Origin of the sequence: Thermomonas aquatica (assembly GCF_006337105.1) — a bacterium.
Lineage (GTDB): Bacteria > Pseudomonadota > Gammaproteobacteria > Xanthomonadales > Xanthomonadaceae > Thermomonas > Thermomonas aquatica.
The window spans coordinates 790,808-814,610 of sequence record NZ_CP040871.1 but is presented as its reverse complement, the minus strand read 5'-3'; the positions used below and the strand labels follow the sequence as shown (position 1 = coordinate 814,610).

32 protein-coding genes are annotated in these 23,803 nt (G+C 54.6%); 4 read left to right on the top strand and 28 right to left on the bottom strand.

Features of this window, described 5'->3' with window-relative positions; genetic code table 11:
* Window positions 1-127 precede the first annotated feature (127 nt).
* From FHQ07_RS03855 to FHQ07_RS03800, 10 genes are all read right to left on the bottom strand, one after another.
* Window positions 128-538, bottom strand: coding sequence for a DUF6188 family protein (locus FHQ07_RS03855; RefSeq protein ID WP_139715432.1), 411 nt, complete (start codon window positions 536-538; stop codon window positions 128-130).
* A 457-nt stretch (window positions 539-995) separates the two neighbouring features.
* Window positions 996-1,418 (bottom strand): hypothetical protein, encoded by a 423-nt coding sequence (locus FHQ07_RS03845; RefSeq protein WP_139715374.1) that lies wholly within the window; start codon window positions 1,416-1,418, stop codon window positions 996-998.
* Window positions 1,419-2,181: 763 nt separating this feature from the next.
* Window positions 2,182-2,460 carry a type II toxin-antitoxin system RelE/ParE family toxin gene (locus FHQ07_RS03840; protein ID WP_139715430.1) on the bottom strand — a complete coding sequence of 93 codons (279 nt, stop codon included), beginning with the start codon at window positions 2,458-2,460 and terminating at the stop codon, window positions 2,182-2,184.
* Window positions 2,457-2,729 (bottom strand): CopG family ribbon-helix-helix protein, encoded by a 273-nt coding sequence (locus tag FHQ07_RS03835; protein WP_139715429.1) that lies wholly within the window; start codon window positions 2,727-2,729, stop codon window positions 2,457-2,459. The genes FHQ07_RS03840 and FHQ07_RS03835 overlap by 4 nt, the downstream gene beginning before the upstream one ends.
* A 175-nt stretch (window positions 2,730-2,904) precedes the next feature.
* Window positions 2,905-3,246, bottom strand: a complete 342-nt coding sequence (locus FHQ07_RS03830; protein WP_139715428.1) for a hypothetical protein — start codon at window positions 3,244-3,246, stop codon at window positions 2,905-2,907.
* 135 nt (window positions 3,247-3,381) lie between these two features.
* The gene (locus FHQ07_RS03825; RefSeq protein WP_338419621.1) at window positions 3,382-3,714 is read right to left on the bottom strand and encodes a hypothetical protein; all 333 of its coding nucleotides are present in this window, start codon (window positions 3,712-3,714) and stop codon (window positions 3,382-3,384) included.
* 1,712 nt (window positions 3,715-5,426) lie between these two features.
* Entirely contained in the window at window positions 5,427-5,843 is a 417-nt protein-coding gene (locus tag FHQ07_RS03815; RefSeq protein WP_139715426.1) for a hypothetical protein, read from the bottom strand.
* Window positions 5,844-6,947: 1,104 nt separating this feature from the next.
* Entirely contained in the window at window positions 6,948-7,829 is an 882-nt protein-coding gene (locus tag FHQ07_RS03810) for an LAPAL motif-containing putative phage structural protein (RefSeq protein WP_139715425.1), read from the bottom strand.
* 1,242 nt (window positions 7,830-9,071) lie between these two features.
* Entirely contained in the window at window positions 9,072-9,392 is a 321-nt protein-coding gene (locus tag FHQ07_RS03805; protein ID WP_139715424.1) for a type II toxin-antitoxin system RelE/ParE family toxin, read from the bottom strand.
* Window positions 9,380-9,637, bottom strand: coding sequence for a type II toxin-antitoxin system prevent-host-death family antitoxin (locus FHQ07_RS03800; protein WP_139715423.1), 258 nt, complete (start codon window positions 9,635-9,637; stop codon window positions 9,380-9,382). The genes FHQ07_RS03805 and FHQ07_RS03800 overlap by 13 nt, the downstream gene beginning before the upstream one ends.
* A gap of 183 nt (window positions 9,638-9,820) precedes the next feature.
* Here FHQ07_RS03800 and FHQ07_RS03795 point away from each other — a divergent pair, with 183 nt between their 5' ends.
* Both FHQ07_RS03795 and FHQ07_RS03790 read left to right on the top strand, forming a co-directional pair.
* A complete protein-coding gene (locus FHQ07_RS03795; protein WP_139715422.1) occupies window positions 9,821-10,162 on the top strand; it encodes a type II toxin-antitoxin system RelE/ParE family toxin in 342 nt (113 codons plus the stop codon).
* Window positions 10,159-10,449, top strand: a complete 291-nt coding sequence (locus tag FHQ07_RS03790) for an XRE family transcriptional regulator (protein ID WP_139715421.1) — start codon at window positions 10,159-10,161, stop codon at window positions 10,447-10,449. Before FHQ07_RS03795 ends, FHQ07_RS03790 begins: the two co-directional genes overlap by 4 nt.
* A 78-nt stretch (window positions 10,450-10,527) precedes the next feature.
* Here the strand turns inward: FHQ07_RS03790 and FHQ07_RS03785 are convergent, their stop codons facing one another.
* From FHQ07_RS03785 to FHQ07_RS03715, 15 genes are all read right to left on the bottom strand, one after another.
* Window positions 10,528-10,896 carry a YfeK family protein gene (locus tag FHQ07_RS03785; protein WP_139715387.1) on the bottom strand — a complete coding sequence of 123 codons (369 nt, stop codon included), beginning with the start codon at window positions 10,894-10,896 and terminating at the stop codon, window positions 10,528-10,530.
* 498 nt (window positions 10,897-11,394) lie between these two features.
* The gene (locus FHQ07_RS03780) at window positions 11,395-11,889 is read right to left on the bottom strand and encodes a hypothetical protein (protein WP_139715420.1); all 495 of its coding nucleotides are present in this window, start codon (window positions 11,887-11,889) and stop codon (window positions 11,395-11,397) included.
* Window positions 11,890-12,360: 471 nt separating this feature from the next.
* Window positions 12,361-12,951, bottom strand: coding sequence for a hypothetical protein (locus FHQ07_RS03775; RefSeq protein WP_139715419.1), 591 nt, complete (start codon window positions 12,949-12,951; stop codon window positions 12,361-12,363).
* An 837-nt stretch (window positions 12,952-13,788) separates the two neighbouring features.
* The gene (locus FHQ07_RS03770; protein WP_206202347.1) at window positions 13,789-14,151 is read right to left on the bottom strand and encodes an ACT domain-containing protein; all 363 of its coding nucleotides are present in this window, start codon (window positions 14,149-14,151) and stop codon (window positions 13,789-13,791) included.
* Window positions 14,152-14,567: 416 nt separating this feature from the next.
* Window positions 14,568-14,900 (bottom strand): hypothetical protein, encoded by a 333-nt coding sequence (locus FHQ07_RS03765; RefSeq protein WP_139715417.1) that lies wholly within the window; start codon window positions 14,898-14,900, stop codon window positions 14,568-14,570.
* 113 nt (window positions 14,901-15,013) lie between these two features.
* Window positions 15,014-15,508 (bottom strand): hypothetical protein, encoded by a 495-nt coding sequence (locus FHQ07_RS03760; RefSeq protein ID WP_139715416.1) that lies wholly within the window; start codon window positions 15,506-15,508, stop codon window positions 15,014-15,016.
* Between the two features lie 97 nt (window positions 15,509-15,605).
* Window positions 15,606-16,121: a hypothetical protein gene (locus FHQ07_RS03755; protein ID WP_139715415.1), complete on the bottom strand. Its 516-nt coding sequence runs from the start codon at window positions 16,119-16,121 to the stop codon at window positions 15,606-15,608.
* Between the two features lie 304 nt (window positions 16,122-16,425).
* Complete coding sequence (locus FHQ07_RS03750; RefSeq protein ID WP_139715414.1) at window positions 16,426-16,680, bottom strand: DUF2164 domain-containing protein; 255 nt, start codon at window positions 16,678-16,680, stop codon at window positions 16,426-16,428.
* 871 nt (window positions 16,681-17,551) lie between these two features.
* Entirely contained in the window at window positions 17,552-17,767 is a 216-nt protein-coding gene (locus tag FHQ07_RS03745; protein ID WP_139715413.1) for a hypothetical protein, read from the bottom strand.
* Window positions 17,768-17,857: 90 nt separating this feature from the next.
* Window positions 17,858-18,112 (bottom strand): helix-turn-helix domain-containing protein, encoded by a 255-nt coding sequence (locus FHQ07_RS03740; RefSeq protein WP_139715412.1) that lies wholly within the window; start codon window positions 18,110-18,112, stop codon window positions 17,858-17,860.
* Between the two features lies 1 nt (window position 18,113).
* Window positions 18,114-18,401 (bottom strand): type II toxin-antitoxin system RelE/ParE family toxin, encoded by a 288-nt coding sequence (locus tag FHQ07_RS03735; RefSeq protein ID WP_139715411.1) that lies wholly within the window; start codon window positions 18,399-18,401, stop codon window positions 18,114-18,116.
* A 155-nt stretch (window positions 18,402-18,556) separates the two neighbouring features.
* Window positions 18,557-19,036: a hypothetical protein gene (locus tag FHQ07_RS03730; RefSeq protein ID WP_139715410.1), complete on the bottom strand. Its 480-nt coding sequence runs from the start codon at window positions 19,034-19,036 to the stop codon at window positions 18,557-18,559.
* 448 nt (window positions 19,037-19,484) lie between these two features.
* Window positions 19,485-20,117 carry a DUF4253 domain-containing protein gene (locus FHQ07_RS03725; protein WP_139715409.1) on the bottom strand — a complete coding sequence of 211 codons (633 nt, stop codon included), beginning with the start codon at window positions 20,115-20,117 and terminating at the stop codon, window positions 19,485-19,487.
* Window positions 20,118-20,206: 89 nt separating this feature from the next.
* The gene (locus tag FHQ07_RS03720; RefSeq protein ID WP_139715408.1) at window positions 20,207-20,545 is read right to left on the bottom strand and encodes a hypothetical protein; all 339 of its coding nucleotides are present in this window, start codon (window positions 20,543-20,545) and stop codon (window positions 20,207-20,209) included.
* Window positions 20,546-20,667: 122 nt separating this feature from the next.
* The gene (locus FHQ07_RS03715; RefSeq protein WP_139715374.1) at window positions 20,668-21,090 is read right to left on the bottom strand and encodes a hypothetical protein; all 423 of its coding nucleotides are present in this window, start codon (window positions 21,088-21,090) and stop codon (window positions 20,668-20,670) included.
* Between the two features lie 183 nt (window positions 21,091-21,273).
* On the opposite strand from FHQ07_RS03715, the gene FHQ07_RS03710 reads away from it, so the two are divergent.
* Together FHQ07_RS03710 and FHQ07_RS03705 are read left to right on the top strand one after the other, a co-directional pair.
* Window positions 21,274-21,513 (top strand): type II toxin-antitoxin system ParD family antitoxin, encoded by a 240-nt coding sequence (locus FHQ07_RS03710; protein WP_139715407.1) that lies wholly within the window; start codon window positions 21,274-21,276, stop codon window positions 21,511-21,513.
* Window positions 21,510-21,809, top strand: coding sequence for a type II toxin-antitoxin system RelE/ParE family toxin (locus FHQ07_RS03705; RefSeq protein WP_139715406.1), 300 nt, complete (start codon window positions 21,510-21,512; stop codon window positions 21,807-21,809). Before FHQ07_RS03710 ends, FHQ07_RS03705 begins: the two co-directional genes overlap by 4 nt.
* 78 nt (window positions 21,810-21,887) lie before the next feature.
* Here the strand turns inward: FHQ07_RS03705 and FHQ07_RS03700 are convergent, their stop codons facing one another.
* The 3 genes from FHQ07_RS03700 to FHQ07_RS03690 all read right to left on the bottom strand — a co-directional run bounded on the left by FHQ07_RS03700 (window position 21,888) and on the right by FHQ07_RS03690 (window position 23,715).
* On the bottom strand, window positions 21,888-22,190 hold the full coding sequence (locus FHQ07_RS03700; RefSeq protein WP_139715400.1) for a hypothetical protein: 303 nt from the start codon (window positions 22,188-22,190) through the stop codon (window positions 21,888-21,890).
* Window positions 22,191-22,276: 86 nt separating this feature from the next.
* The gene (locus FHQ07_RS03695) at window positions 22,277-22,720 is read right to left on the bottom strand and encodes a hypothetical protein (protein WP_139715405.1); all 444 of its coding nucleotides are present in this window, start codon (window positions 22,718-22,720) and stop codon (window positions 22,277-22,279) included.
* Between the two features lie 101 nt (window positions 22,721-22,821).
* On the bottom strand, window positions 22,822-23,715 hold the full coding sequence (locus tag FHQ07_RS03690; protein ID WP_139715404.1) for a DUF2971 domain-containing protein: 894 nt from the start codon (window positions 23,713-23,715) through the stop codon (window positions 22,822-22,824).
* Between the last annotated feature and the right edge of the window lie 88 nt (window positions 23,716-23,803).

Sequence of the window (23,803 nt, the reverse complement as noted above, 5' to 3'; positions counted from 1 at the left end):
GTATCACTATGGAGTGCGCAAGTGACCGGAGCAAAGACCTAACGCCTGAGTTAACCCGGACCGCAGCCGGCGAGTGAATCACGCGCGAGACCGCGAAGCGGTCTCGGCTTGAACGAATTGTTAGGCATCACGGCCATTCTTTGATCTGGCCGCCGCCAACAGCCACATACCTGATGTCAGTTCCCTTATAGATCTGCCAAGCCTCAAATCCGGTTGAACTGCTAATCACTTCAAACCGTAGATTTGATGGTGAAAAGATCAAAGTTAAATCTCCGGTCAGCTCGTTTGCGATGGCATGAGAGACGCGCTGGCTTTGTAACCTCTCTCGCAACTGTGCGATTGCGTCGATAGCAGCTTCAAGTCCGTATGTCTGTCTGTCATCCTCGCTGGTGAGCAACAGGGATTTGTTGTTGCCGAGGCGCCAGAGGCTTTCAATGTAGAGCTTATAGTTGTCCTCAAACTGCATTACGCACGGGCATCCTTCCCACGATTCAACCGAGTTCAACTGCTTTCCTGCAAGTTTGCCAATCGGCTTCATGTGATGCCTAACGCCTGAGTTAAGCCGGCCCGCCCGAAGCAGAACCGGTCGGTCCGAGACCGCGAAGCGGGCTCGGCTTGAACGAATTGTTAGGCCTCAGGCGATTGCAAACTGCGCCTCAAGTGCCCCTCATATTTGATGGCAGGATCTTGTGGTGTACGGGTGTTGGCTCATCTTGGCAGTTCGTCAGCACTGCGTAGTTGTTGTTCCGCTTGGCTACAAGGGAGATGGGGAATGAAGTCTCACCGTTATCCAGCGATATGCGAACTTCAAGATCTTGGTTCTCAAAGGTGCGTAGCTCCTCAATGAGTTGGGAAATCGATTTGCCCTTGCTCGTCCACTCTGGATTCTTCATATGAGGCCTAACGCCTGAGTTAAGCCGGCCCGCCCGAAGGCGACTCGGCTGGCCCGAGACCGCGAAGCGGGCTCGGCTTGAACGAATTGTTAGGTTGCTGCCTTATTTGCCGGGATGCAAGCGCCCTTTCCCAAGAATCAATGGCGAGTCTCCGCCTGATTCACGCACATATTCAATCGTTTTCCAGTCGAGATCATGGTCAGGCAAAAGAATTGCAATGCCATAAGCGATGTCGCCGTTTCTTGCGCTAGTTACGATAAGTACGGCTTTCTTTGGGCTGACGAGGATTCCTGTGACTGGCCCGCTGTCGTTGATACGGCCGCAACCACTTGTCGCAAATGTATGCGTGCCGGTAATTCTGTCTCCGACCTGCTTCAAGTCAAATGAAGCAAAGCCGCAATCTTTGTTTTGTTTGACTGCCTCTGGAGATCGGATATCAATAGTCCATTGACCAGAAAAGTCACGTTCTGCAGCGGCGGCAGAAGCTGCAACGAGAAGCGTCAGAATCAAGGTGGGAATGCGCATCTGTTTGTCTGCAACCTAACGCCTGAGTTAAGCCGGGCCGCTGCGCGGCCTTGGCGATGGTTCAATCACACAAGCCGGCGCCGAGGCCGCGAAGCGGGCTCGGCTTGAACGAATTGTTAGGCGCAGGTTGCCACAGGCACGTCGTGCACTGTCTTATATGTGTGCTCGTACAGCGACTTGTACGCGATGGTAAGGCTGATCTCTTTTGATAGTGAGTCGAACCGCCCGCGTATTTGATCTCTGTTTTCAGAGTCTCTGATTACAAATAGCGGATATTTCATCCCTGACGGAATAACTGAGTTGGCTGATGGAATTGCCATGTTGATTTGTTTTGCCTTCAGTCCCGCCTTGCCAAGAGCAACATTAAGTTTTGCGAACTCTTCCTCAACACAAAGCGAGTAAGTTACTTTTCGGAAAGTGGCTACTGCGCTTTCGACGAATGCAGGGCCTGGTCCGCAGTTGGCTACAAGAAATCCGATCGTTTTATCTGGTTGGCAATGAATCTCGATATCGAGAACAGGGCGCGAGGATAGGTGATTGTGTGTGCGTGTTAGATGTGCCTGCCACACCGTTGTAAAGAACGCGAGCAGCGCAATTATTCCGCCAATTACGGCAATCCATTCGCTAGTGCTTAGCTTTTCAATGGCTTCCCCCTTTTGTGTGTCTGCGCCTAACGCCTGAGTTAAGCCGGCCCGCCCGATGCGGCCCGGTTACGTCCGAGACCGCGAAGCGGGCTCGGCTTGAACGAATTGTTAGCTGCTACTTAGCGATTTTCAAAGTGATGCCAGATGCGCAGGATCACTAGCGCATGATCATGGACGGAGTAACGAACAACATACTTGCCGATGATGAGGTCACGAACTCTATCCGGCTGCGGTGCCTCAGCAACGTTTCTTCCGATCTCAGGGAACTTGCACAAGTGATCGATGCGCGAGATCAAATCGGCGGCAATGCGGGCCGCTGCAGCAGGGTCATGAGTGGCAATGAACTCGCGTAAACGAATGAGGTCGTTTACGGCTTCTTGGGAGTAGGAGAGCTTCACTGCCCAACCTTGGGAGGTGGCAGTTCATTAGCGTTGCCCCAGGATTCCAACCATGCGTGGACGGCTTGTCCTGAGACGACCTTGCCTTGTGCAACAGAACTCATGGCAGTCAATGTTTCATTCCATCGCGACAGTTCAAGTTCTTGACGTGCCACGAACTCACGAATGGCCTGATTTACGAGCCAGTTCTTGCTGCGATGAAGCTTGTCAGCCATTGCCTCGAGGCCGCTTTCGACCTCGGGTTGGAGGCGTACGGTTGTGACTGTCATGGGGAGTCCTCCAGGCGATTTGAATGCAATGTATTACAATGCATTCAACCGTGCAAGAGGGCCCGGAGTAGCGGCTAACGCCTGAGTTAAGCCGGGCCGCTTTGCGGCCACGGCAGAGTGACAATCCTACGACGCTCTGCCGAGGCCGCGAAGCGGGCTCGGCTTGAACGAATTGTTAGGCGGCACCCGTATTTGCCCCTTTTCCACGAGCAACAAATACGACGACACCAATAATTGTAATAAGCCCCTCAAGGAGAAAGGCGGCCGGAACTTCAAAATGACCTTCTCCGCCCCATGTCGGACGCGACACGCCAGGGAAGTAGCCGAAGAGGATTGAAGAGAACACAAACGCTGCTAGCGTAAAGTGAGCTACTCTGGTCTGGTCGTCATTTATCGGTCCCTTGCGCAAGAACCATAGCCAGATCAATTGAGGCGCTCCAAACATGGCAGCGAACATGAGTGCGGCTGGGACAAATGCGTTCTCTGACATGGCCGCGAAAAACTTGAAGCTGGCCACGCAGAGAAATGAGAGTGCTAGTACGAGAGGGTGCATTTGACTCCAAGTGCCGCCTAACGCCTGAGTTAAGCCGGCCCGCCCGATGCGGTTCCGGTCGGTCCGAGACCGCGAAGCGGGCTCGGCTTGAACGAATTGTTAGGCGGCGGCATGCGTGACCATATATGCCGCCCCGAGCGCGGCAGCTAGGCCGAGCAGGATCACAAAGCCGAAGCGTATGTGGAAGGGAATTGGCAGCTTGCCAATATTCTGTTCCATGGATCGCTTGTCCAGATGCCAGCCGTGATTGCATTCAGGACAAGTGAGTTGATACCGCTTGTCGTACACAAAGCCGAAAAGCAGGTCGAACTGGCCGAATTTGTACTTGAGCTGCGGCTGGAAGTCAGTGACCTCCTCACAGCGAGGGCAATGCTGTGGCTCTGGTGGGCCAACAGGAACTGTGCGCTCCCCCTGGCCGATCATGAACATCATGCGATCACCTGTATTAGCCGCCTAACGCCTGAGTTAAGCCGGACCGCTGCGCGGAACGGCGGAGTGGTACACGTCACCATGCAGCCGAGCCGCGAAGCGGTCTCGGCTTGAACGAATTGTTAGGGCCCGCCGAGTATAAGCAGCCCAATTACGACAACTACAATTGCAGCCAGGAGGAACGCGAGCCCCTGCTTACTCGGAGCAGACACAGGGCTTTGGTCATTGGGTGTGCGAATGAGTCCCTTGGCGATCAGGACTTCATGTGCGACAGGGAGATCAATCTCATGAATGACCCAGACGCCAACAAAGCCAGGCGTGAAGCTAGCGCCAAATCCCGCCAATCTTGAGGAGTGGGAGTTCGATACGTGAGTTTCGACGCCCTGCTCATTGAGTTGACGGGCTAGCCGATTGGCGAAATTTAGGTCGCTCGTGGAGTAGATCAGTTGCATGCGGTTGTCGCGGGCCCTAACGCCTGAGCTAAGACGCGTAGTGTAGTGGAGGTCACGCCGTGGCAAGCACGGCGTGGCCGGAACGAAGCGGAGTCGGCTTGAGCGAATTGTTAGGCGGCTGACCAGCGATGCTTTTGCTGGGCACTGTGAATTTTTCACAAGACTGCGATCGAATCTCGGCCAGCTGCACAGAACTGGTTCTGTGCGCCTGCAATGCTGTTCCCGAGAAGCCACAACCGCAGACGGAGTGCAGCCGCTCTCAGGCTGCACGGAGTATGTGGCCGACGAGAACTGCGATGTGCGCTGCAGCATGAGAAGGCCGTCTTCACGTTGAAAAGATCTTGGCCTGGCGCCGCCTAACGCCTGAGCTAAGACGCGTAGTGTAGTGGAGGCCACGCCGTGGCAAGCTCTTCCTGCCACGGCGTGGCCGGAACGAAGCGGAGTCGGCTTGAGCGAATTGTTAGGCGGCTGACCAGCGATGCTTTTGCTGGGCACTGTGAATTTTTCACAAGACTGCGATCGAATCTCGGCCAGCTGCACAGAACTGGTTCTGTGCGCCGCAATGCTGTTTGCCAGAACACGCGACCGCAGACGGAGTGCAGCCGCTCTCAGGCTGCACGGAGTATGTGGCCGACGAGACATGCGAAGTGCGCTGTTGCATGAGAAGGCCATCTTCACGTTGAAAAGATTTTGGCCTAGCGCCGCCTAACGCCTGAGTTAAGCCGGCCCGCGTCCGGCGAGTGAGACCGCGACGAGACCGCGAAGCGGGCTCGGCTTGAACGAATTGTTAGGGCGCGCCGCGATTCCTCTTGTCGTCACCATGGCCGAGGTGGTCCGACAACTTCTCTTCCACGTGGCGGACGACTTCACCTGTACGAACTCGAGTAATTTTTTCTACGTATAGATCATTAATGCGATCAACGAGCATGTAGCGCCGGTGCCATTCGTTGTCACGAACGAAGTAGCTGAGCTGATCCCGTTCTTCAGCTAGCGGCCGTTTGACGCCGGGGCGTTTGTGTTTGACACGATAGCCAGTGTGGGCGACTAGTGAGTCCTGGAGAACCTCAAGAAATTTTCTATTGAGCGCTCCACACTCCGGGCAAGGGAGCCGTTCGGCTGACGGATCCTCCGAGAGCTCGATGTTGCATTCTCCGCAATGGCGAATTTCTAACATTTGCGCCCTAACGCCTGAGTTAAGCCGGCCCGCCCGATGCGAACCGGTTACGTCCGAGACCGCGAAGCGGGCTCGGCTTGAACGAATTGTTAGCCAGCAGCATCAACTAGGATTCCAACACCTGAGCCTGGGTCGCTAGCTGTTATAAGAGGTTCTGAATCTTTGGCAGCACTGGATTGCCCAGCTGATCTGATGGCTTGTAAGACATTGCGGAACATTGTGGGTTCAGCCTTCATTGTTCCAGTCCAGATTGCAGCCCAACGTTCACCGTTAGGGGTGGCCTCAACATTCGAAGAGAAGCCTGTGACCTCCGTTGAGGCACATTGATCAGCCTGTTCCTTGTTTTGGAACGTGATTCGGAAAGTGAATTTGTATTCTTTTTCCGGGTCAAGCGGCTTCCGATGCCCAATGTCCCAGATGAGATCACGTTTTGCCGCGCGACTTTGGAAAGAGAGGGCGACAAGCACGATGGCAGCTATTACTAGAAGCGCGACGACGATTTTCATGCTGGCTAACGCCTGAGTTAAGCCGGCCCGCTTTGCGGCCACGGCAGAGTGACAATCTTACGACGCTCTGCCGAGGCCGCGAAGCGGGCTCGGCTTGAACGAATTGTTAGGTGCGCCGCTCAGCGACTTGGCTGACTGGTACGCATGGCAAGGACGTAGAGCCCAAGCAGGGTGGGAACCACGTATGGAAAGATGCCGTACAACGTGTCTGTATTCGAGTGCGATCGACTGTCGATGAACAGAAAGATGTGCACACAGAAAGCGAAGGCGAGGGTTGTGATTACCCAGCCAGCGATTGACGTTGGGCGATACAGCAGTCCGAATTCCTTGAACATGGCGAGTCCCCTGGGCGAGCGTTGAGGAACCGTGCGCTAGCAATGTGTGGCGACGATGAAGCCACTTCTTGCGCACCTAACGCCTGAGCTAAGCCGGGCCGCTTTGCGGCCACGGCGAGGTGTACAAGCTTGCCACACCGCGCCGAGGCCGCGAAGCGGGCTCGGCTTGAGCGAATTGTTAGCGCGCTGAAGCCGGCTTTTGATGCCGGGTACCAGGAAAGACGGTTTGGCTTGACGCCAAGACCTCTGTCACCGCGCGGAGGCGTATCAGGTCCGCGATATGCCGGAGCGCGGGCGAGACTGGATCAGGGAAGCTCTTTGGGTTTGGCGGAAGAAAAGCTCTTTGCTGAAATCTATTTCTTCTGCGCGCTAACGCCTGAGTTAAGCCGCGCCGATTTGCGGCGGCGGCAGAGTCACAATCTTAGCGGGAGTCTGCCGACGCCGCGAAGCGGTGTCGGCTTGGACGAATTGTTAGTTGGGTTGGCAGCCGAGGAGCCACGCCTGCTGGCTCTACTCCAAGTCACGTAAAGAGTCCGGCATTGCCTTTGGTCCAGGCCGGCAAGCCGCTCTTGCGAATCTGATGGTTAAAACAAGCCAAAACTTTTGAAGAGCAACCGTGCGAACTGCGGGCTCTTAGCCTTGACCTACTGAACGCCTGTCTGCACCCAGCTAACGCCTGAGTTAAGACGCACCGCTTTGCGGCGGCGTGTTGGTTCAATAACGAGAACCTATCACGACGCCGCGAAGCGGTGTCGGCTTGAACGAATTGTTAGAACGAGCTCTGCGTTTGTCTGGGCTCATGGTTGTAGACCTGCACAACTTCATACTTGACGTTGATCATGATGCCGCTATCGGGGTCTGGCCGCCGATGAATCTTCAGAGCGGCATGTAACACGTCACCCGGGGCGATTGTGATTGAGTGTGCAAAGAAGTCGTCGAAGAATGACTCGTCTAGAACGGGCGCTGCAATGCGGATGCCACGCCAGTAGAACTCCCACTTACGTCGACCACGGGCGAGAATTGCCCTTGAGATCTCCAAATGAGCGTCCTCAATGATGGTGTTTGCATCGTCTGGTGAGTGACGCTCAATTAGCGCCTTGAACTGACTTCTTGGAATTGCCGGAAGCGTTGGCCAGTTGCCAGTCGGTGTAATCTTGAGCCCCGAAACGTCGCGGTCCAGCATTGCGCCGCTAAAAACCTGACCCATTGAGTTCTCGAAGCGCTGCGACCTTTCCACGGCCTTCTTGGCTTCATAGACCTCGCGCGGAACGATGATGATCGTGTCGCCTGATCGGATCTCTACGGAGCCATCATTGACGATGATGGTTGGTTGCTTGTCAGCACCCAGCGTCTGATCGTAGATCCACGTGGCGATTAGCCCATAGATGATCGCTTTAGACGCTTCATGGGAAAAGATGTTCTTGGCTTTCTTTACGATCGTCTTGATCGTGGCTCGAAAGCTACCGTCGTCCAGTCGTTCAACTACGACCTCAATCGAGTGTCCAGGATTAACGATTGAGTTGGCTTCTTTGATCGCATTTGCCAAGCCGACAAGTGATGTGGCCAATGCATATGCATTGATCTCTTTGCGATCAGTATCAAAGTGCAGTACGAAGCGATCAGTCTCGCGTGGGATTTCTACGATTGCCATGAGCTCCCCCAGCTCGTTCTAACGCCTGAATTAAGACGCACCGCTTTGCGGCGCCGGTAAGGCACGATCTTAGCGGCCTTTGCCGACGCCGCGAAGCGGTGTCGGCTTGAATGAATTGTTAGGTGGCGTCTTCGCTCGACTCCGCCAGCTTGTCTATTGCGTAGCTAGCGGATATGAAGAGACCGCGCACTATGAGCAGGAACGCGAATACTGCAGATGGAAGCAAGATCACAAAAGGGATTAGCATATCTCCTGCACTGTCATCCCACGCTGGACTGCTCATTGCTGAAATCGTAGAGAACCAAAGAACTACTTGGCATGCTACGAAGATAAATAGGCCGGTTGCGATACTTCGTCTTGGAAGGAACGGGCAGATAAGTGTGAGCGGCCAAATCAAAACAAAGAGCACGTTGTGCATCAGGCGTTCTCCTAGGGTGTTTCCCTAGCGTGGCCGTGTCTTGTGTGCTCCGAATGGCGTGATTGCGAAGTTGGTTGGCAGCCACCTAACGCCTGAGTTAAGCCGGCCCGCCCGATGCGACCCGGTGTGACCGAGACCGCGAAGCGGGCTCGGCTTGAACGAATTGTTAGCGCGCTGTGTTGCTATTGGCAATCGACATGCGACGTGATCTGCGGACGAGCGGGGCGTCTGGAACCGCCAAAGCCTCCGCACCGAGAACCGCTCTTGCGAGAAAAAATTTTCGAAGAGCGGATTCTGTGAAAAATTTACAGAATCAGTTGGCTGCGACCGATGACTCAATCAATTCTTGAACCAGGCCTACGACAACCTGCGCGCTAACGCCTGAGCTAAGACGCGTAGTGTAGTGGAGGTCACGCCGTGGCAAGCTTTTTCTGCCACGGCGTGACCGGAACGAAGCGGAGTCGGCTTGAGCGAATTGTTAGGCGGCTGACCAGCGATGCTTTTGCTGGGCACTGTGAATTTTTCACAAGACTGCGATCGAATCCCGGCCAGCTGCACAGAACTGGTTCTGTGCGCCTGCAATGCTGTTGACCCGAACCTTCGACCGCAGACGGAGTGCAGCCGCTTTGAGGCTGCACGGAGTATGTGGCCGACGAGAACCACAAACCACGATGGCGTGTGATGTGTCTACTCACGACTACCAGATCTTTTTGTCTGGCGCCGCCTAACGCCTGAGTTAAGCCGGGCCGATTTGCGGCCGCGGCGATGGCACAGTCTACGACGCCACGCCGAGGCCGCGAAGCGGTCTCGGCTTGAACGAATTGTTAGGTCTTTGCTTGCTTGGAGCGCTTGGCAAGCTGGCCCTTGCGGAGCAATCGTTCCGAACGCATGACGTGCAGGATGAAAACCTTGTGCCCGTCATAACGGTAGAAGACGTGGCAGGGCGGCTCCACGATCTGACGGTAGCGCGATTTCCCAAGCTCTTGCGGGCGACTCCCGCTCTCAGGGTGATTCACGAGCTGTTCGATGTGGCCAAAGATGCGCTTGACTAGCTCAGACGCCGCAACTGGGTTCTCCAGTGCGATGTAGTCGGCAATTGCGTCAAGATCCGCGAGAGCGGGCTCTGACCAGACTATTTCAGCCATCTGGCGAGACGCTTCTTTGCTTGCGTATGAGTTGCCACACGGCCTTCTGCTAGGGCTTGCTCTCCGCGGGCAATGCCTTCAAGGATGGCCATGCGCTGTTGCATGAGCTGATAAGTCTCAACATCCAGGAGATAGGCGCTTGGCAGGCCATGCTGGGTAATGAGAATTGGCTCTTTATCCCGCTCAATATCTGAGAGGAGTTCAGTGGCCTGCCGCTTCAGAGTTGTGACGAGTTCAGTGCGCATGAAAGTGACACTACAGTATCACTTTGGAGTGCGCAAGTGACCGGGGCAAAGACCTAACGCCTGAGTTAAGCCGGCCCGCCCGATGCGGTTCCGGTCGGTCCGAGACCGCGAAGCGGGCTCGGCTTGAACGAATTGTTAGGCGGCGGCGCTTGACAATTGCACTTATTTAAGTACGATTCGCGCATGCCACCAATCTTGTCTGTGCGTTTCTACTCTACGACAACAGGCAAAGAGCCTGTCCGCGATTGGCTGATAGAGCAAGTCTCGCTTGGTGCGAGGAAAGCGATTGGTGCGGACATCAAGACAGTTCAGTTTGGCTGGCCGGTCGGAATGCCGGTTGTACGCAAGATGGAACCTGGCCTGTGGGAAGTGCGCAGCAGTATCCCTGAGGGAATTGCCCGCGTGCTTTTCACAGTGGTTGGCGCAGACATGGTGTTGTTGCACGGCTTTGTAAAGAAGACGCAAGCGACACCAAAGGCGGATCTCGCTTTGGCAGTACTCCGCATGAAAGAGGTGAGGGCATGAGCAAGAACAAGCACATTGGCAGCGACTTTGACGTTTTCTTGGCAGAGCAGGGCGAGCTTGAAGAGGCGACTGCGATTGCCGTTAAGCGCGTGATTGCATGGCAAATTGAGCAAGCGATGCAAACAACTGGCGTGAACAAAAGCGCATTGGCCAAGCGTATGCACACGAGTCGGACGGTTGTGGATCGAATGCTCGATGCGACTGATACCGGATTGACACTTGAAACTATGACCAGAGCAGCAACTGCTCTTGGCTTCAGGGTGCGAGTGGATTTGGTAGCCGCCTAACGCCTGAGTTAAGCCGGCCCGCCCGATGCGGTTCCGGTCGGTCCGAGACCGCGAAGCGGGCTCGGCTTGAACGAATTGTTAGCGCCGGCCAGAACTACGAAGTGCATTGAGCTTGCTAGTGAACCAATATTGGCTGGATACCGGAGGTGTCTTGCCGCAGCGTACTTGGTAAGGCTTCCCCGACATGCTGCTCTTGGTGGCCGCTAGCTCGATGAATGATTCCGTGGATGTGACCAAGCCCTTCTTTAGCAGGTAATCGTACTTCCGTTGCAGGTGGTCGCTGGCTTTCTGGGCGTTGTACCAAGAGCCATTGCGCGAGAACTCACAATTTGACTGTCGCAGTGCTGCGAACAGCTGGGCGACTTCCTGTTTTGTCGCGGACGACGGCGCCTGCGCAGAAGCTGCGCTTGCGATCAGTAGTGCGGCTGCGATGAATGCTTTCTTCATGGAATAAGGCGCTAACGCCTGAGTTAAGCCGGCCCGCCCGATGCGATTCGGCTGGTCCGAGACCGCGAAGCGGGCTCGGCTTGAACGAATTGTTAGGCGCGTGATGCACATTGGATACTATCGGAGACGGATAGTAAAAGTTCTCCGGAACACACGTTCAAAGCCTTGGTATGGAGTGTTCATCGTTTCTAGTCGCGCGATTACCTGATTCTGAATATCTTCCGGAAATTCACAATCAGACAAACTTGCACGAATCACTTGGCCGCCAGGTAGCTGGGTGAGCTCAACAGTACAAGCACCCTTGCCCTGCCATGGAACTGGGGTCAGTCGGTCGACGATTAGATCCCTGATTGCAACGGAATAGCCGGTTAACAAAGAACGGAGTTCTTCTCTCTGTTCCGCAGACAAATCCTGACTGGAAGCTCTGGGCGCCAACTGGGCTGCAAACAGTGCGATGAATAGTGCGAGCAATTTGAACATTAGCGCCTAACGCCTGAATTAAGCCGACCCGCGAAGCGGGTTCGGCTTGAATGAATTGTTAGGCGGCGGCCCTTCTGCGCTACAGAAGTTAAAGGTGCGCGCCGCCAGAACTAAATCCGTTGGAAAGCCATGAAACGTAGAAAGGCTGATACGATAAAGCTGTTCATGGAGTTGTTCCACCATGAGGTGCGCACGCATTGGAGCGCCGGAAGTGTACACAGAGCCAATTCGACTGTCCGGTTCTGCGATGCGCTCCTGCAGGAAATGATATCGACGAGCAAAGCGTGCAGCCCCATTAAACGCTTCCCGACGGCTCTCGCATACCTGCACGAAGCTCAACTCAAAGATGTCTGGTTTGTCGCCGTTCGCCTCGGGAAAGTACTCGGTGTACTTTGGATCACTTCCAAAGCAGCCTGCCAGCGTAAGTGAGAGTAGGGCGAAGGAAAAAATCAGTCGCGACATGGGTCGTGCGCCGCCTAACGCCTGAGTTAAGCCGGGCAGCGTAGCGGCCACGACGGTGGCTCAATCATAGCGGGCCGCCGTCGAGGCCGCGAAGCGGACTCGGCTTGAACGAATTGTTAGGCCGTAGACCAGCCTTTGCTCTTCCTGCAAACGACTGTTCACCCGTAAAAATCTCACACTCGCACGCAGGTACGCGCGGCAGGGCTTGTTGCCGCGTACGCCTGCGTGCGAACCGCCAGGGGTCAAGGAACGAAGCGAGAGACCGCACCGGCAACGCCTGATGAAATCTGGCGTGCCCAGCCTTGAACGAAACGAAGGTGAGCTGTGGTGGGTGGAGCGCGAGCGTAGCGGCGCGGAACATTGCGAGAAAACTACGTTGAGCTGCCGTTGCTACTGAAGTCTCACTGGCAAGGCCTAACGCCTGAGTTAAGCCGGGCCGATTTGCGGCCGCGGCAGAGGCACAATCTTACGATGCCCTGCCGAGGCCGCGAAGCGGGCTCGGCTTGAACGAATTGTTAGCCGTCACATTCTTGGCTTCATGCCAGGTGAGTCGGAATTCTCGGTAATCTCGAACTCATTCATAATGCTTGGGAAAATGTGCTGAGCATACTCAGAAAGGGTGCAGGCTTGAACAATTTTATTGTCTAGATTGAATCCGATGATGCTCGTGTAGTCTGAAAGTTGAATTTTTCCAGCGCCGCGCTCGTCGCGCTTTCTTAATGCAAGAAATTGAAGCAAGTACTTTTTGAAAAAAATCTGGCCTGCTGAATATTTATGAATATCGGTAAAATTGATCGTTTTTTCACTAAAGAAATTTTGCAGGCCTAAAGCCAATCTTGATTCATCTTTTCTGCCATATACGAAGAAATGATGGTCATCCGAATTTCCTAGCAGCTCCTTTGCAGTTGGATAGTCATCGAACTTATCTCTTTCAGTTTTCAAATCATCAATTGACGCTTTGAACTCGATTAGAAGTAGTTTTGCGTCTTTGCCAAATATTGCGTCGCCTGCGCCCCTCTCCTGTTTGCCTGACATAGGTGAGGCAAAATCCACGATCTCAGCTTGCGCCGCTCTCCATAAGAAAGCGTACTCAACCGTTTTCTCCCAAAACATAGAGGATCTCCAAATCTGACGGCTAACGCCTGAGTTAAGCCGCGCCGCTGCGGAAGTGTGGCCGAAGCAGGAGCGGACGGATGCAAGGACGTTACCACGACGTCGCGAAGCGGCGTCGGCTTGAATGACTCGTTATGCAGTGGGGCTGCGCAACGAAGCCGATTGACGCGAGTGATCTTAAGGCGATCGGGCTTGGGATGCGGGAATCCGCCTGGACGGGCGAAGGCAAATGGCGGCTGCGTTGCCTGCCTTGGCTCTGGCGAGCTTAGGCGAGAGTGTGGCCGAAGCGACTGCCGAACGTAGGGAGTCTCTTCCACGCGGTCCCGCGCGGCGACCTGCTCATGCCGAAGGTCTTGGCCCAGCCAAAGACTCTTCTCCGGCCGCGCATAACGCCTGAGCTAAGACGCGTAGTGTAGTGGAGGTCACGCCGTGGCAAGCTTTTTCTGCCACGGCGTGGCCGGAACGAAGCGGAGTCGGCTTGAGCGAATTGTTAGGCGGCTGACCAGCGATGCTTTTGCTGGGCACTGTGAATTTTTCACAAGACAGCGATCGAATCCCGGCCAGCTGCACAGAACTGGTTCTGTGCGCCTGCAATGCTGTTGACCCGAACCTCCGACCGCAGACGGAGTGCAGCCGCTTTCAGGCTGCACGGAGTATGTGGCCGACGAGACATGCGAAGTGCGCTGTTGCATGAGAAGGCCATCTTCACGTTGAAAAGATTTTGGCCTGGCGCCGCCTAACGCCTGAGTTAAGCCGGACCGCTGCGCGGCCACGGCAGAGTCACAATCCTACGGGACTTTGCCGAGGCCGCGCAGCGGTCTCGGCTTGAACGAATTGTTAGGCAGCGGCTCTTTGCAGATCAAACAGCACAGCCATGGCCTGCTGCGCTTGGTGAGCGGGCACGAACAAATGATCGTGATGGACGCCAGCGATGACATTGCAGCTGATGCCAGCTTGGCCGAGCGCGCCAGCAAATGCGGCGGTCAAGCCAACAGCGGCAAGGTCCGAGTGGACTGTGAGCGTGATCCAAGCTGCGGAGTAGGTGACCGGCAAACCACACTCATGTGCGAGTTGCTCTGGAATGACGAGGGACTGGCCTTCCGGCTCGCGAACAGAAGCGATGATCTGATCCGGTGGAATTTGGTAATCAACGGGCGCAACGACAAACGCATAGGTGCCTGGATTGAGTGAAGGCTCCATGCTTGCGAGCAACTGTGGAAGGTCACGAATCACTGCTGTTCGCTGCCTAACGCCTGAGTTAAGCCGCGCCGATTTGCGGCGGCGGCAGAGTCACAATCTTAGCGGGAGTCTGCCGACGCCGCGAAGCGGTGTCGGCTTGGACGAATTGTTAGATGGGTAAGCAGCTGCGGAACCTTGCCTGCGGCTCTACCTTGAACAACGTAAAGCGCCCGGCACTGCCTTTGGTCCAGGCCGGCAAGCCGCTCTTGCGAATCTAATGGAGAAAACAGGCCAAAATTTTCGAAGAGCAACCGCGCGAACTACGGGCTCTTAGCCTTGACCTACTGAACGCCTGTCTGCACCCAGCTAACGCCTGAATTAAGCCGCGCCGCGAAGCGGCGTCGGCTTGAATGAATTGTTAGGTGCCGGCCACACGGCTACAAGCAGATGCCGCCACGCCCAAGCTGATACGACGCCAAGCCGTTGCTATCTGTGAGCTTGATGCGGATCTGCGTAAACGTTTTGGCGCAAGGGAAGTGTGGCCAACGTGTGGTGATGCCGGGCGCAAAGAGAATGATGTCTTTGGATCCGTCTGAGACTCTACTGAGCTTATGCTGCTCGGCCCATGACAGGATTTCCTGTTCTTTCATGTCGCGCTTCAAGTACGAGTAGGCCTGGACTTCAAAAAAGTCTTGCTGCTGCTTTTCTGCGCGGGAGGCCCCGCAGCCGGTCAGGGCTATTGCCATGAGAAGCGCGACCGTAATCTTCATGGCACCTAACGCCTGAGTTAAGCCGGGGAGCGTAGCGGCCGCGGCAGAGTGACAATCTTACGGCGCTCTGCCGAGGCCGCGAAGCGGACTCGGCTTGAACGAATTGTTAGGTCTCACTGCCACCATCTATCAACTGGAATCTCTGTCAATTGCATTGACTTGCTGCCGGCACGAACGAGGATCTCTGTAATGACGGTTTTGCTTAGGTGGCAATCATCATGGAAAACGGTGTGAGGAAACGTTACTCCGTCGTGCGAAATCTCCACCCAAGCCGACAAATGCGCGCCACATCTGCCACCGATCTTCATGTTTCCAGGAGCGCCACCAACAACAATGTTGTAGATCCCGTCTGAGAGTTTGCACTCCCACGCTTTGGTTAGAATCTGGGTGATTAGGCTGTCACCATCCGTTCTCACCAAGTCGTCGGTAGCAACACCAGTCTGGTCTAGAGAATTGATGAGCGCTTCGCCGGCCTCGTTGTAGGCACCTACATAGCTAATTCTTAGACTGTCATCTGCCGTGTTGCAGGCAACCTTGACGCCTGTGCGAAATGTATCGGCCCATGCAAGGCTTGGCAGAAGAACGATCAAGAGAACGAGATATCTCATGTGAGACCTAACGCCTGAGTTAAGCCGGCCCGCCCGATGCGGATCCGGTCGGTCCGAGACCGCGAAGCGGGCTCGGCTTGAACGAATTGTTAGCGCGCTATTGAGAACCGTAACGGAATTTGTAGATGAGTCTCTTAACGCCAGAGCTGCCGAGTACTAACCAGCCTCCGATCAGAAGCTCAAAGCCAGCTAAGACCATGGATGCGATGTCGTCGGGTTGCCACTCAAATCCATAGTTCTTTGAGCTGACCAAACTGGTTGTACGAATGATCATGGCGAGCCAATAGATTGAATCCAAGAGGCCTTGGCCTATTAGCCAGACACCGATCAGTGTGATCCCGATCGAAAGGCCGACAGACGAGTCAACAGTTTGCTCGGATCGTGCTTCCTTCATTACAGGAAGGAGCTTGCGAGCGACTGTGAGCGGGAACTTCCAAAGGAACGCGCATATGGCTAAGGACAGAACTAGCGCCAAGGCGTAAAGCCAGGCCCAAGACATTCCGTCTGGGCTTTTAAGCATTTGAATTGAAGATGGGATTTGCAGAATGGTGTGAACGCCAACATAGATTGCGAAGAGTCGTGCACCGATTGCTACGTAGTCTTCCCGGCTCATAGCACTCCTTTGTTGGCGCGCTAACGCCTAGTAGTCAGTGAACTTGCAGGATATCGCCTGCTTGTTCAGGTTTGAACGGGATAGCGACAGCTGAAGCCCGTTGTGCATCAAGAGCTTAGCGCAATTAACGAGTTATCCCGCAAGCGAAATTCCGCATATTTGCGGCGATAAATCGTATTGCCTGCTCTTGGCGATGATCTGGGCGACCTAACGCCTGAGTTAAGCCGGCCCGCCCGATGCGAACCGGCTGCGTCCGAGACCGCGAAGCGGGCTCGGCTTGAACGAATTGTTAGGTTGCACGCTTTTAGCGCTTGAAATCTGTGTGCTGCTCAAGCTGATAGATGGCGTCTTGTATGTCGTCAAGCTTAGCGCTGACAGCAGCTTGCGCGTCATAAAGTCCTCGGTTGTAGAAGTAGGCGCCGACTTCCTGGGAAAAGAAGTCCAGGAGGAACTCTGCGTCAAATTGCCCAATCTTCTGCTTCAGTTCTTCAGAGAAGTACAGTTGGATCTTGCGGACGATGATCTCTTTCTCGTCTTTGCTGAACGCAATTTGCGACATGGTCTTTGTGCAACCTAACGCCTGAGTTAAGCCGGCCCGCCCGATGCGACTCGGCTGGTCCGAGACCGCGAAGCGGGCTCGGCTTGAACGAATTGTTAGGCCCCAGCGCTAACGCAGAGCCCGTGAAGGACGGCTGCTAGGAGTTTGATCTCCTTCCCATACTGCACGTTCAAGAGCGTATCCATGCGATGGCCACGTGTATATGAATTTTACTAGTCCACTTTTTGGAGAGTTGATTGTGCCGACGACTCCGACCCACGGCCCGGCCTCACTGGTCAGATACCGGTTGATCTCAAGAATTTTGATCGTCGTACCGATAGGAAGCCATTCTCCCCGAGAGTTGCCACTATTTTCGTCGTAAAGTTGGAAAGCAATGTCAGGCTCGAATCGCCACGGTTCTGACAGGCGCCATAGCAAAACTGGTCGAACAGTCTTTACATCTTCGCCGACGATTCCGCGAAATTGATCTTGTTCCGAAATCGAATGAATCGTGTTGCACCCAACTAGCAGAAGTGCGCAGATGGAAACACTGAGTAGGCGACTTCTTTTCATGGGGCCTAACGCCTGAGTTAAGCCGGCCCGCCCGATGCGACTCGGCTGATCCGAGACCGCGAAGCGGGCTCGGCTTGAACGAATTGTTAGGCCGGAACTGGCTCAAAGCATTGCGTGAGAATATGCTCCTGGCCTGCGCGACGTACTAGTTCGGTGTGAATTTCGCGGAGGTCCACGCCTAGTGTGTAGGCGAAAATCTCCGACTTGCTCGATCGTGACCCTATCAGCAACGCAGGAATTCCCTCAACTGATGTGGCTCGAACATCACGAACATCTGGCCAGCGAATCTCGACTCGGCGCCCCCAATAGCTTCTGCCCTTCAAGCCATACTGGTCGAAGCTCCAAGCCCAAACACGAGCGCCGACGTATACAAAAGAGCCAGAACAGTAGGAATAGCAAGGAGTGCGACAACAAGTATCCACAGGTCCGAAGGTATCGACTCGACTACGGGCAGGCCTTTGACGAGGCGGGTGACAGCCATCGCGCCAAAGAGGAAGACATAGAGAAAGGCGAATAGCTTGAACGCGTAGCGCATGCAGGGTGTGAGTGGCGGATGGACTTTCATGTGGAGGCCTAACGCCTGACTTAAGTCGCGCCGCGAAGCGGCGTCGACTTGAAGGAATTGTTAGGCCGCAGACTCAAGTTGCCAGCCCGGGAACACAAGAACAGCCGGGTGGACATGCAGGGCAGTTGCCAGCGTCTTGGCGCGCTCAACACCGAGATTGACTCGGCCGGTCTCAATGCCGGAAATGGTCGTCTGGGGAATGCCGCACTCCTCAGAGAGCTGAGTCTGAGTAAGGCCCTGCAACTCACGAATGATGCGCACAGACTCACCCGGGGTTACATCAACACGCTTTTTTGCCGGGATGAATTTACGCATATCAATTTCTCCGATAGTCATGGGGTGTCACGCGAACAACCTGGACCAGTAGGGCGTCCGCAACAACCTGGTAGATGACCCGCCATTGCTCGTTGAGTCTGGATGAACGGTAGCCTTTCCAATCACCGGAGAGGGCTTCATCACGAAATCCTTTGATGGCGCGAAGCCCGTGAGGCCCCGACAGCATGGCAATGTCTTTCCATTTCTCGTAGCGCTTCAGGATCTCGACGGGAATCCGGCCAGAGGAGAGTTCTTTGTCCGCTTGCCGATGTTCTTCGATTCGCCACATAGCCTATTGTAACTAGTCTAAATATGGACTGTCAAGTAGATTGGATTCTGCGGCCTAACGCCTGAGTTAAGCCGGGCCGCTGCGCGGCCACGGCGGTGGTTCAATCATACGAGCCGGCGCCGAGGCCGCGAAGCGGGCTCGGCTTGAACGAATTGTTAGACCTTTGACCCAAAGGAATCCACAAGAGCGTAGAAATCCATCAGGAGCTTAGTGTCGCCGCTGCCTTCGAGAACGTCGATCTTGTGCCTGATGAGGTAGTACTCAGAATCCGTCTTGATCTTTCCGCGGTCCCGGATCTTCTCCAGGCGTTCTGCGTCTTTAGCGAGGAACTCGGGGTAAGCGGTCTGCACCGCATTATTCAATGCTTTTGCAACGTGAGCTCGCCACTCTGGAGAGGCCATTGCAATGAAATCCGGTGTGTCCCGAAGCCCTTGCTCAAGACCGGCAGCAAACTGGCTCTTTGTGGCGCCGGGTTCCTTGCCGAGTGTCCTGTCCACAGTGGTTCGAACTGCATTGGACTGCTTGGCAAGCTTTGAGGCCCATGGATCGGGAATTGCCGCGATCTCTTGGCCGAAATGCTCGTAGACGGCGATGAGCTTTTCCAGCTTTCCCGGTTTGCCAGACTCTGTAGTCAAAGGTCTAACGCCTGAGTTAAGCCGGGCAGCGTAGCGGCCACGGCAAGTGGCTGAATCATAGCGGCCATTTGCCGAGGCCGCGAAGCGGACTCGGCTTGAACGAATTGTTAGGCAGCAGCCAGCGATGCTCTTGCTGCGGCCGTAAAAATTTCACAAGTCTGCAAGCGAACCGTGCTGGCTACACAGAACTGAGTTCTGTGTGCCCGAATGCTGTTCGCGAGACGCCACAACCACAGACGGAGTGCAGCCGCTCTCAGGCTGCACGGAGTATGTGGCGAGGATCAGGTGCGGCAAGGCGGGGAAGAGATTGGTTCCACCCAGCAAGTTCTGAGAACTTTGGTCTGGTGCTGCCTAACGCCTGAGTTAAGCCGGCCCGCCCGATGCGGTTCCGGTCGGTCCGAGACCGCGAAGCGGGCTCGGCTTGAACGAATTGTTAGGCACAGGGCGACTAGTCCCACCAGAGAAAGATCGCTCGTTCCTGTTTGATGGCGGCCTGAAGGGACTCAATGTCACCGACGCCTTGGTCAACGATGTCTGGGCAGAAGTCGTAGACCTTCTGCGAGAAGTTTGGAAGATCCTTTGGAAGGGACTTCAGCTTCAGTTGAACGGTGTCGGTCTCGGCTTGCCAGATATCAATCCCGAACTGAGAGTCCCACTGCTTGAGCTCCTCAATGATCTGATCAGTAGTTTTGTCATAGTTGACAGCGTCCGTGGTTGCAAGTCGGATGATGTCAAACTGATCTTGGCCTGGAGCCAAGACAATTTCAGCGCCTTTGATCTTAGGGTCATCAAGGTTGTTGGTGGTCCCAACAAAAGCGACATATCCAGCGGGCAATTGCTCCCGGATCGATTTAAGGAACGCCTCGGCTCTCTCGGTGGGGACGATCACCGAATAGCCACCACTCCGCTTTTCTCTACCAAAGTCGTTTGTCCAGAAGTCGCGGACATTCGACTTTGTGACGGCTGCGAGAAGTTCTTGCGGCGATCCTTGAGTCGGCGTTGCCGTATTAGCGCATGAGGAAGAACCAAAGATCGCAAGGACAAATGCGAGCAGTTTTCCAACAACCGAGCTTGTTTTCATGCTGTGCCTAACGCCTGAGTTAAGCCGGCCCGCCCGATGCGAACCGGTCACGTCCGAGACCGCGAAGCGGGCTCGGCTTGAACGAATTGTTAGGGCCCACGCGCTGAGGCCCAAGCGAGTACTGACAGAAGAAATGCCAAGAACGATACAGCGTAAACGGCAAGTGCGATGTAGGCATGATTTCCCATGCGGCGAAGGTTGGCATCTTGCAGAGAGTTGAACGTTTTGGAATTCAAGTAGCGAAACTTGGCAGGCGTTGTTCCACCGTAAATGACGAGCAAATGCCTTGTCTTAAATGAGTCGGACAACTCAGGATGAGCTCGGGTTAGCGCCTTGAAAAACCGTTCTGATAGAACATAGGCAACGGTGATCGAGACGATTGCGACTGCCAGGAAGTAGGGCGGAGCGCTTGCGAACAACTCTTTCATGGGCCCTAACGCCTGAGCTAAGACGCGTAGTGTAGTGGAGGCCACGCCGTGGCAAGCTTTTTCTGCCACGGCGTGGCCGGAACGAAGCGGAGTCGGCTTGAGCGAATTGTTAGGTTGCTGCCTTATTTGCCGGGATGCAAGCGCCCTTTCCCAAGAATCAATGGCGAGTCTCCGCCTGATTCACGCACATATTCAATCGTTTTCCAGTCGAGATCATGGTCAGGCAAAAGAATTGCAATGCCATAAGCGATGTCGCCGTTTCTTGCGCTAGTTACGATAAGTACGGCTTTCTTTGGGCTGACGAGGATTCCTGTGACTGGCCCGCTGTCGTTGATACGGCCGCAACCACTTGTCGCAAATGTATGCGTGCCGGTAATTCTGTCTCCGACCTGCTTCAAGTCAAATGAAGCAAAGCCGCAATCTTTGTTTTGTTTGACTGCCTCTGGAGATCGGATATCAATAGTCCATTGACCAGAAAAGTCACGTTCTGCAGCGGCGGCAGAAGCTGCAACGAGAAGCGTCAGAATCAAGGTGGGAATGCGCATCTGTTTGTCTGCAACCTAACGCCTGAGTTAAGCCGGGCAGCGTAGCGGCCACGGCAAGTGGCTGAATCATAGCGGCCATTTGCCGAGGCCGCGAAGCGGACTCGGCTTGAACGAATTGTTAGGCGCGTCGCTTGACAGTCGGTTCTTGCTGTACCAATAATTGGTACAAGTTAGGAGGACGCAATGGCCAGAAATACCAGTGTCAGCTTGGGTGACCACTTTGAGCAATTCATTGCGGGTCAAGTTGATAGCGGCCGATACGGCTCTGCTAGCGAGGTCGTGCGGGCGGGCTTGCGTTTGCTTGAGACAACCGAGAGCAAACTCGAAGTTCTGCGAAATGCCCTGATTGCCGGTGAGCGTAGCGGTCGGGCCAAGTACAGCTATGACTCGCTTATTTCTGAGCTGGACTCTGAGCAGAAATGAGAAAGTTCGATCTCACTAGGTCCGCCCAGGCGGATCTAAAGTCGATCGCGAGATACACGCAGGAGCGCTGGGGTGTCCGCCAGCGAAATACCTACCTGAAAGAAGTGGATCAGGTGTTCCATGCTCTGGCGAAGAACCCATTGATGGGACGTGCGTGCGATGACATCCGTGAGGGCTACCGGAAGTTCCCGCATGGCGGGCACGTCATCTATTACAAACATCTGAGTGAAGACGAGTTGCTGATCGTGCGAATTCTTCACATGACGATGGACGTAGACTCCAACATAAGCGCCTAACGCCTGAGTTAAGCCGGCCCGCCCGATGCGGTTCCGGTCGGTCCGAGACCGCGAAGCGGGCTCGGCTTGAACGAATTGTTAGCGCCCGGACGATGATGCCTGGCGCTGTTTGACTTGTGAAAGGCATTGTTCAAGCAAAGGCTTGTACGTCATGGCCTCTGGATCCTGCAGGTCCCGCGCATAGGTCAAAAGCTTGTTCTGAGGCTTGCTAAGTGAAGCAATGCGAGACTCCGCATCCTCGATGAAGGTAACAGGAGCGGTCTGGTCAGTCTGCTCCAGTATCTGTTGGCAAACCTCGGCCATCGCTTTGGTCTGATCGTTCATGCAGCCTGTCAGGCCCAGAACAATAAAAGAAATGGTCAGTCCAGTGATCTGCTTCATGGGCGCTAACGCCTGAGTTAAGCCGGCCCGCCCGATGCGACTCGGCTGGTCCGAGACCGCGAAGCGGGCTCGGCTTGAACGAATTGTTAGCATGCAGGCCGGTCTTCATTGAGTATGGTGTCGGCGACTTGAGCCGCGAACACTTTCAGCTGACCTGCGATCGATTGAAGCTTCAAAGCACGTGAAGCTAGATCAAAAACGATCGCTTGCTTATCACCGCTAGTCAGCTCTTTTGAGTACGTTTCGACGAAGTGGTGAACTACTTCATTTCGAATATTCACGTACTTCTTCAGAAGCTTCTTAACTTCTCGGCCACCCCTCTCTGCCTTGGAGGCGAAAAGAGTGGTCATCTCGCCAAGCGGCTTTTTCTTGATGCGGTTGTAGCGTTGCATGACAGAATAATTCTCGTCCTCTCCGAGCACAGAGGTAAGAAATTTTAGTGTCGATTCAATCTCCTGAGAGGCAAGAACGATAACCCCAAGGTTGTGGGCTATCTTATTTTCTATGGAGAGGTAGGTGTTGCTCTGCATGCTAACGCCTGAGTTAAGCCGGACCGCTGCGCGGCCACGGCGGTGTGACAATTTACGGCACGACGCCGAGGCCGCGCAGCGGTCTCGGCTTGAACGAATTGTTAGATTTCACTGAAAGAGAGCTCGTAAGCTGAAGTTAGCCGGTGAGAGCGATAAGTCTTAACATGCGGGAAGTGTGAGCTCACAAGCTTGCTTGCTTTTTCTATGAAATCCGGCTCGGCCCTGCAGCCGAAATAGATACCCCTGAATTCTGATGGTCTAAGAGACACGTCTTCATAGAGTCCGGGTTTGTCAGAGAGTGGGTAATACACGCGCCACTCCTTTTCATAGTTCCAGTGGTCACTCTTTGTATGGACAGCCCGTCTAGTGAGGGCTGGGAGGTCTAGTGCTGATACTCCGCAGAAATAATCAAGAAACTCGTTCTCTGTGAAGAATGACGGCGGAGTCTTTGTATATTCAACTGGGCGTGAAACTGACAGGGCGTTATCTTCTTCCGGGAGTGACCAGAGCTCTAGAACAGCTCCTGTATGGTCTTTTGCGTAGTGAGCCCACATGAGTAGGTTTGTGTGTTCTTCAGTAACGCAGAAGGTGCGGTTGGCCTTCAGTGATTCTTCCCAGTGAGACTGAAACATAGCCCTGGTTCGTTCAATCTCGTTCGCTCCCTCTGAGAAGATTGAAAGAGATTCCTTAGCGAAGGCTTCACCTGGAAATCCATGCGTAGGAAGCTTTGCTCGCATGAGAGCTATGAGTTCAAAGACAGGTCCTGACTCTTCGAGAATAGGAATCTGAGGATTCCGTACCAAGTACTCAATTTTTCCCAAGAGCTTGCGCGGGAAATCTTTGAGATCAAAGTCGAGATGCAGGCACGTCTGATGATCGAAAGGATCGTTGAAGCGAAGCGGCGAGCTATACCGGACACTCTTATGCTCTAGCGTCGCCAATGCCGCGTCTGGGGTCATGTACTTGTAGAACGGTCGGCGTCCGGGTAGCTGCATGGTGAAATCTAACGCCTAGTAGTCAGTGAATTTGTAGGATATCGCCTGCATGTTCAGGTTTGAACGGGATAGCGACAGCCGAAGCCCG

Coding starts and splice junctions, on each gene's coding strand:
- FHQ07_RS03785 (WP_139715387.1), bottom strand. CDS start 10,896: ATGAAGAAAGCATTCATCGCAGCCGCACTACTGATCGCAAGCGCAGCT.
- FHQ07_RS03775 (WP_139715419.1), bottom strand. CDS start 12,951: ATGTTTTGGGAGAAAACGGTTGAGTACGCTTTCTTATGGAGAGCGGCG.
- FHQ07_RS03800 (WP_139715423.1), bottom strand. CDS start 9,637: ATGCGCACTGAACTCGTCACAACTCTGAAGCGGCAGGCCACTGAACTC.
- FHQ07_RS03770 (WP_206202347.1), bottom strand. CDS start 14,151: ATGGAGCCTTCACTCAATCCAGGCACCTATGCGTTTGTCGTTGCGCCC.
- FHQ07_RS03835 (WP_139715429.1), bottom strand. CDS start 2,729: ATGACAGTCACAACCGTACGCCTCCAACCCGAGGTCGAAAGCGGCCTC.
- FHQ07_RS03810 (WP_139715425.1), bottom strand. CDS start 7,829: ATGGCAATCGTAGAAATCCCACGCGAGACTGATCGCTTCGTACTGCAC.
- FHQ07_RS03715 (WP_139715374.1), bottom strand. CDS start 21,090: ATGCGCATTCCCACCTTGATTCTGACGCTTCTCGTTGCAGCTTCTGCC.
- FHQ07_RS03710 (WP_139715407.1), top strand. CDS start 21,274: ATGGCCAGAAATACCAGTGTCAGCTTGGGTGACCACTTTGAGCAATTC.
- FHQ07_RS03805 (WP_139715424.1), bottom strand. CDS start 9,392: ATGGCTGAAATAGTCTGGTCAGAGCCCGCTCTCGCGGATCTTGACGCA.
- FHQ07_RS03750 (WP_139715414.1), bottom strand. CDS start 16,680: ATGTCGCAAATTGCGTTCAGCAAAGACGAGAAAGAGATCATCGTCCGC.
- FHQ07_RS03815 (WP_139715426.1), bottom strand. CDS start 5,843: ATGAAAATCGTCGTCGCGCTTCTAGTAATAGCTGCCATCGTGCTTGTC.
- FHQ07_RS03740 (WP_139715412.1), bottom strand. CDS start 18,112: ATGCGTAAATTCATCCCGGCAAAAAAGCGTGTTGATGTAACCCCGGGT.
- FHQ07_RS03695 (WP_139715405.1), bottom strand. CDS start 22,720: ATGCAGAGCAACACCTACCTCTCCATAGAAAATAAGATAGCCCACAAC.
- FHQ07_RS03690 (WP_139715404.1), bottom strand. CDS start 23,715: ATGCAGCTACCCGGACGCCGACCGTTCTACAAGTACATGACCCCAGAC.
- FHQ07_RS03790 (WP_139715421.1), top strand. CDS start 10,159: ATGAGCAAGAACAAGCACATTGGCAGCGACTTTGACGTTTTCTTGGCA.
- FHQ07_RS03765 (WP_139715417.1), bottom strand. CDS start 14,900: ATGAAGATTACGGTCGCGCTTCTCATGGCAATAGCCCTGACCGGCTGC.
- FHQ07_RS03845 (WP_139715374.1), bottom strand. CDS start 1,418: ATGCGCATTCCCACCTTGATTCTGACGCTTCTCGTTGCAGCTTCTGCC.
- FHQ07_RS03735 (WP_139715411.1), bottom strand. CDS start 18,401: ATGTGGCGAATCGAAGAACATCGGCAAGCGGACAAAGAACTCTCCTCT.
- FHQ07_RS03720 (WP_139715408.1), bottom strand. CDS start 20,545: ATGAAAGAGTTGTTCGCAAGCGCTCCGCCCTACTTCCTGGCAGTCGCA.
- FHQ07_RS03725 (WP_139715409.1), bottom strand. CDS start 20,117: ATGAAAACAAGCTCGGTTGTTGGAAAACTGCTCGCATTTGTCCTTGCG.
- FHQ07_RS03745 (WP_139715413.1), bottom strand. CDS start 17,767: ATGCGCTACGCGTTCAAGCTATTCGCCTTTCTCTATGTCTTCCTCTTT.
- FHQ07_RS03760 (WP_139715416.1), bottom strand. CDS start 15,508: ATGAGATATCTCGTTCTCTTGATCGTTCTTCTGCCAAGCCTTGCATGG.
- FHQ07_RS03825 (WP_338419621.1), bottom strand. CDS start 3,714: ATGATGTTCATGATCGGCCAGGGGGAGCGCACAGTTCCTGTTGGCCCA.
- FHQ07_RS03700 (WP_139715400.1), bottom strand. CDS start 22,190: ATGAAGCAGATCACTGGACTGACCATTTCTTTTATTGTTCTGGGCCTG.
- FHQ07_RS03795 (WP_139715422.1), top strand. CDS start 9,821: ATGCCACCAATCTTGTCTGTGCGTTTCTACTCTACGACAACAGGCAAA.
- FHQ07_RS03755 (WP_139715415.1), bottom strand. CDS start 16,121: ATGAGCCGGGAAGACTACGTAGCAATCGGTGCACGACTCTTCGCAATC.
- FHQ07_RS03705 (WP_139715406.1), top strand. CDS start 21,510: ATGAGAAAGTTCGATCTCACTAGGTCCGCCCAGGCGGATCTAAAGTCG.
- FHQ07_RS03855 (WP_139715432.1), bottom strand. CDS start 538: ATGAAGCCGATTGGCAAACTTGCAGGAAAGCAGTTGAACTCGGTTGAA.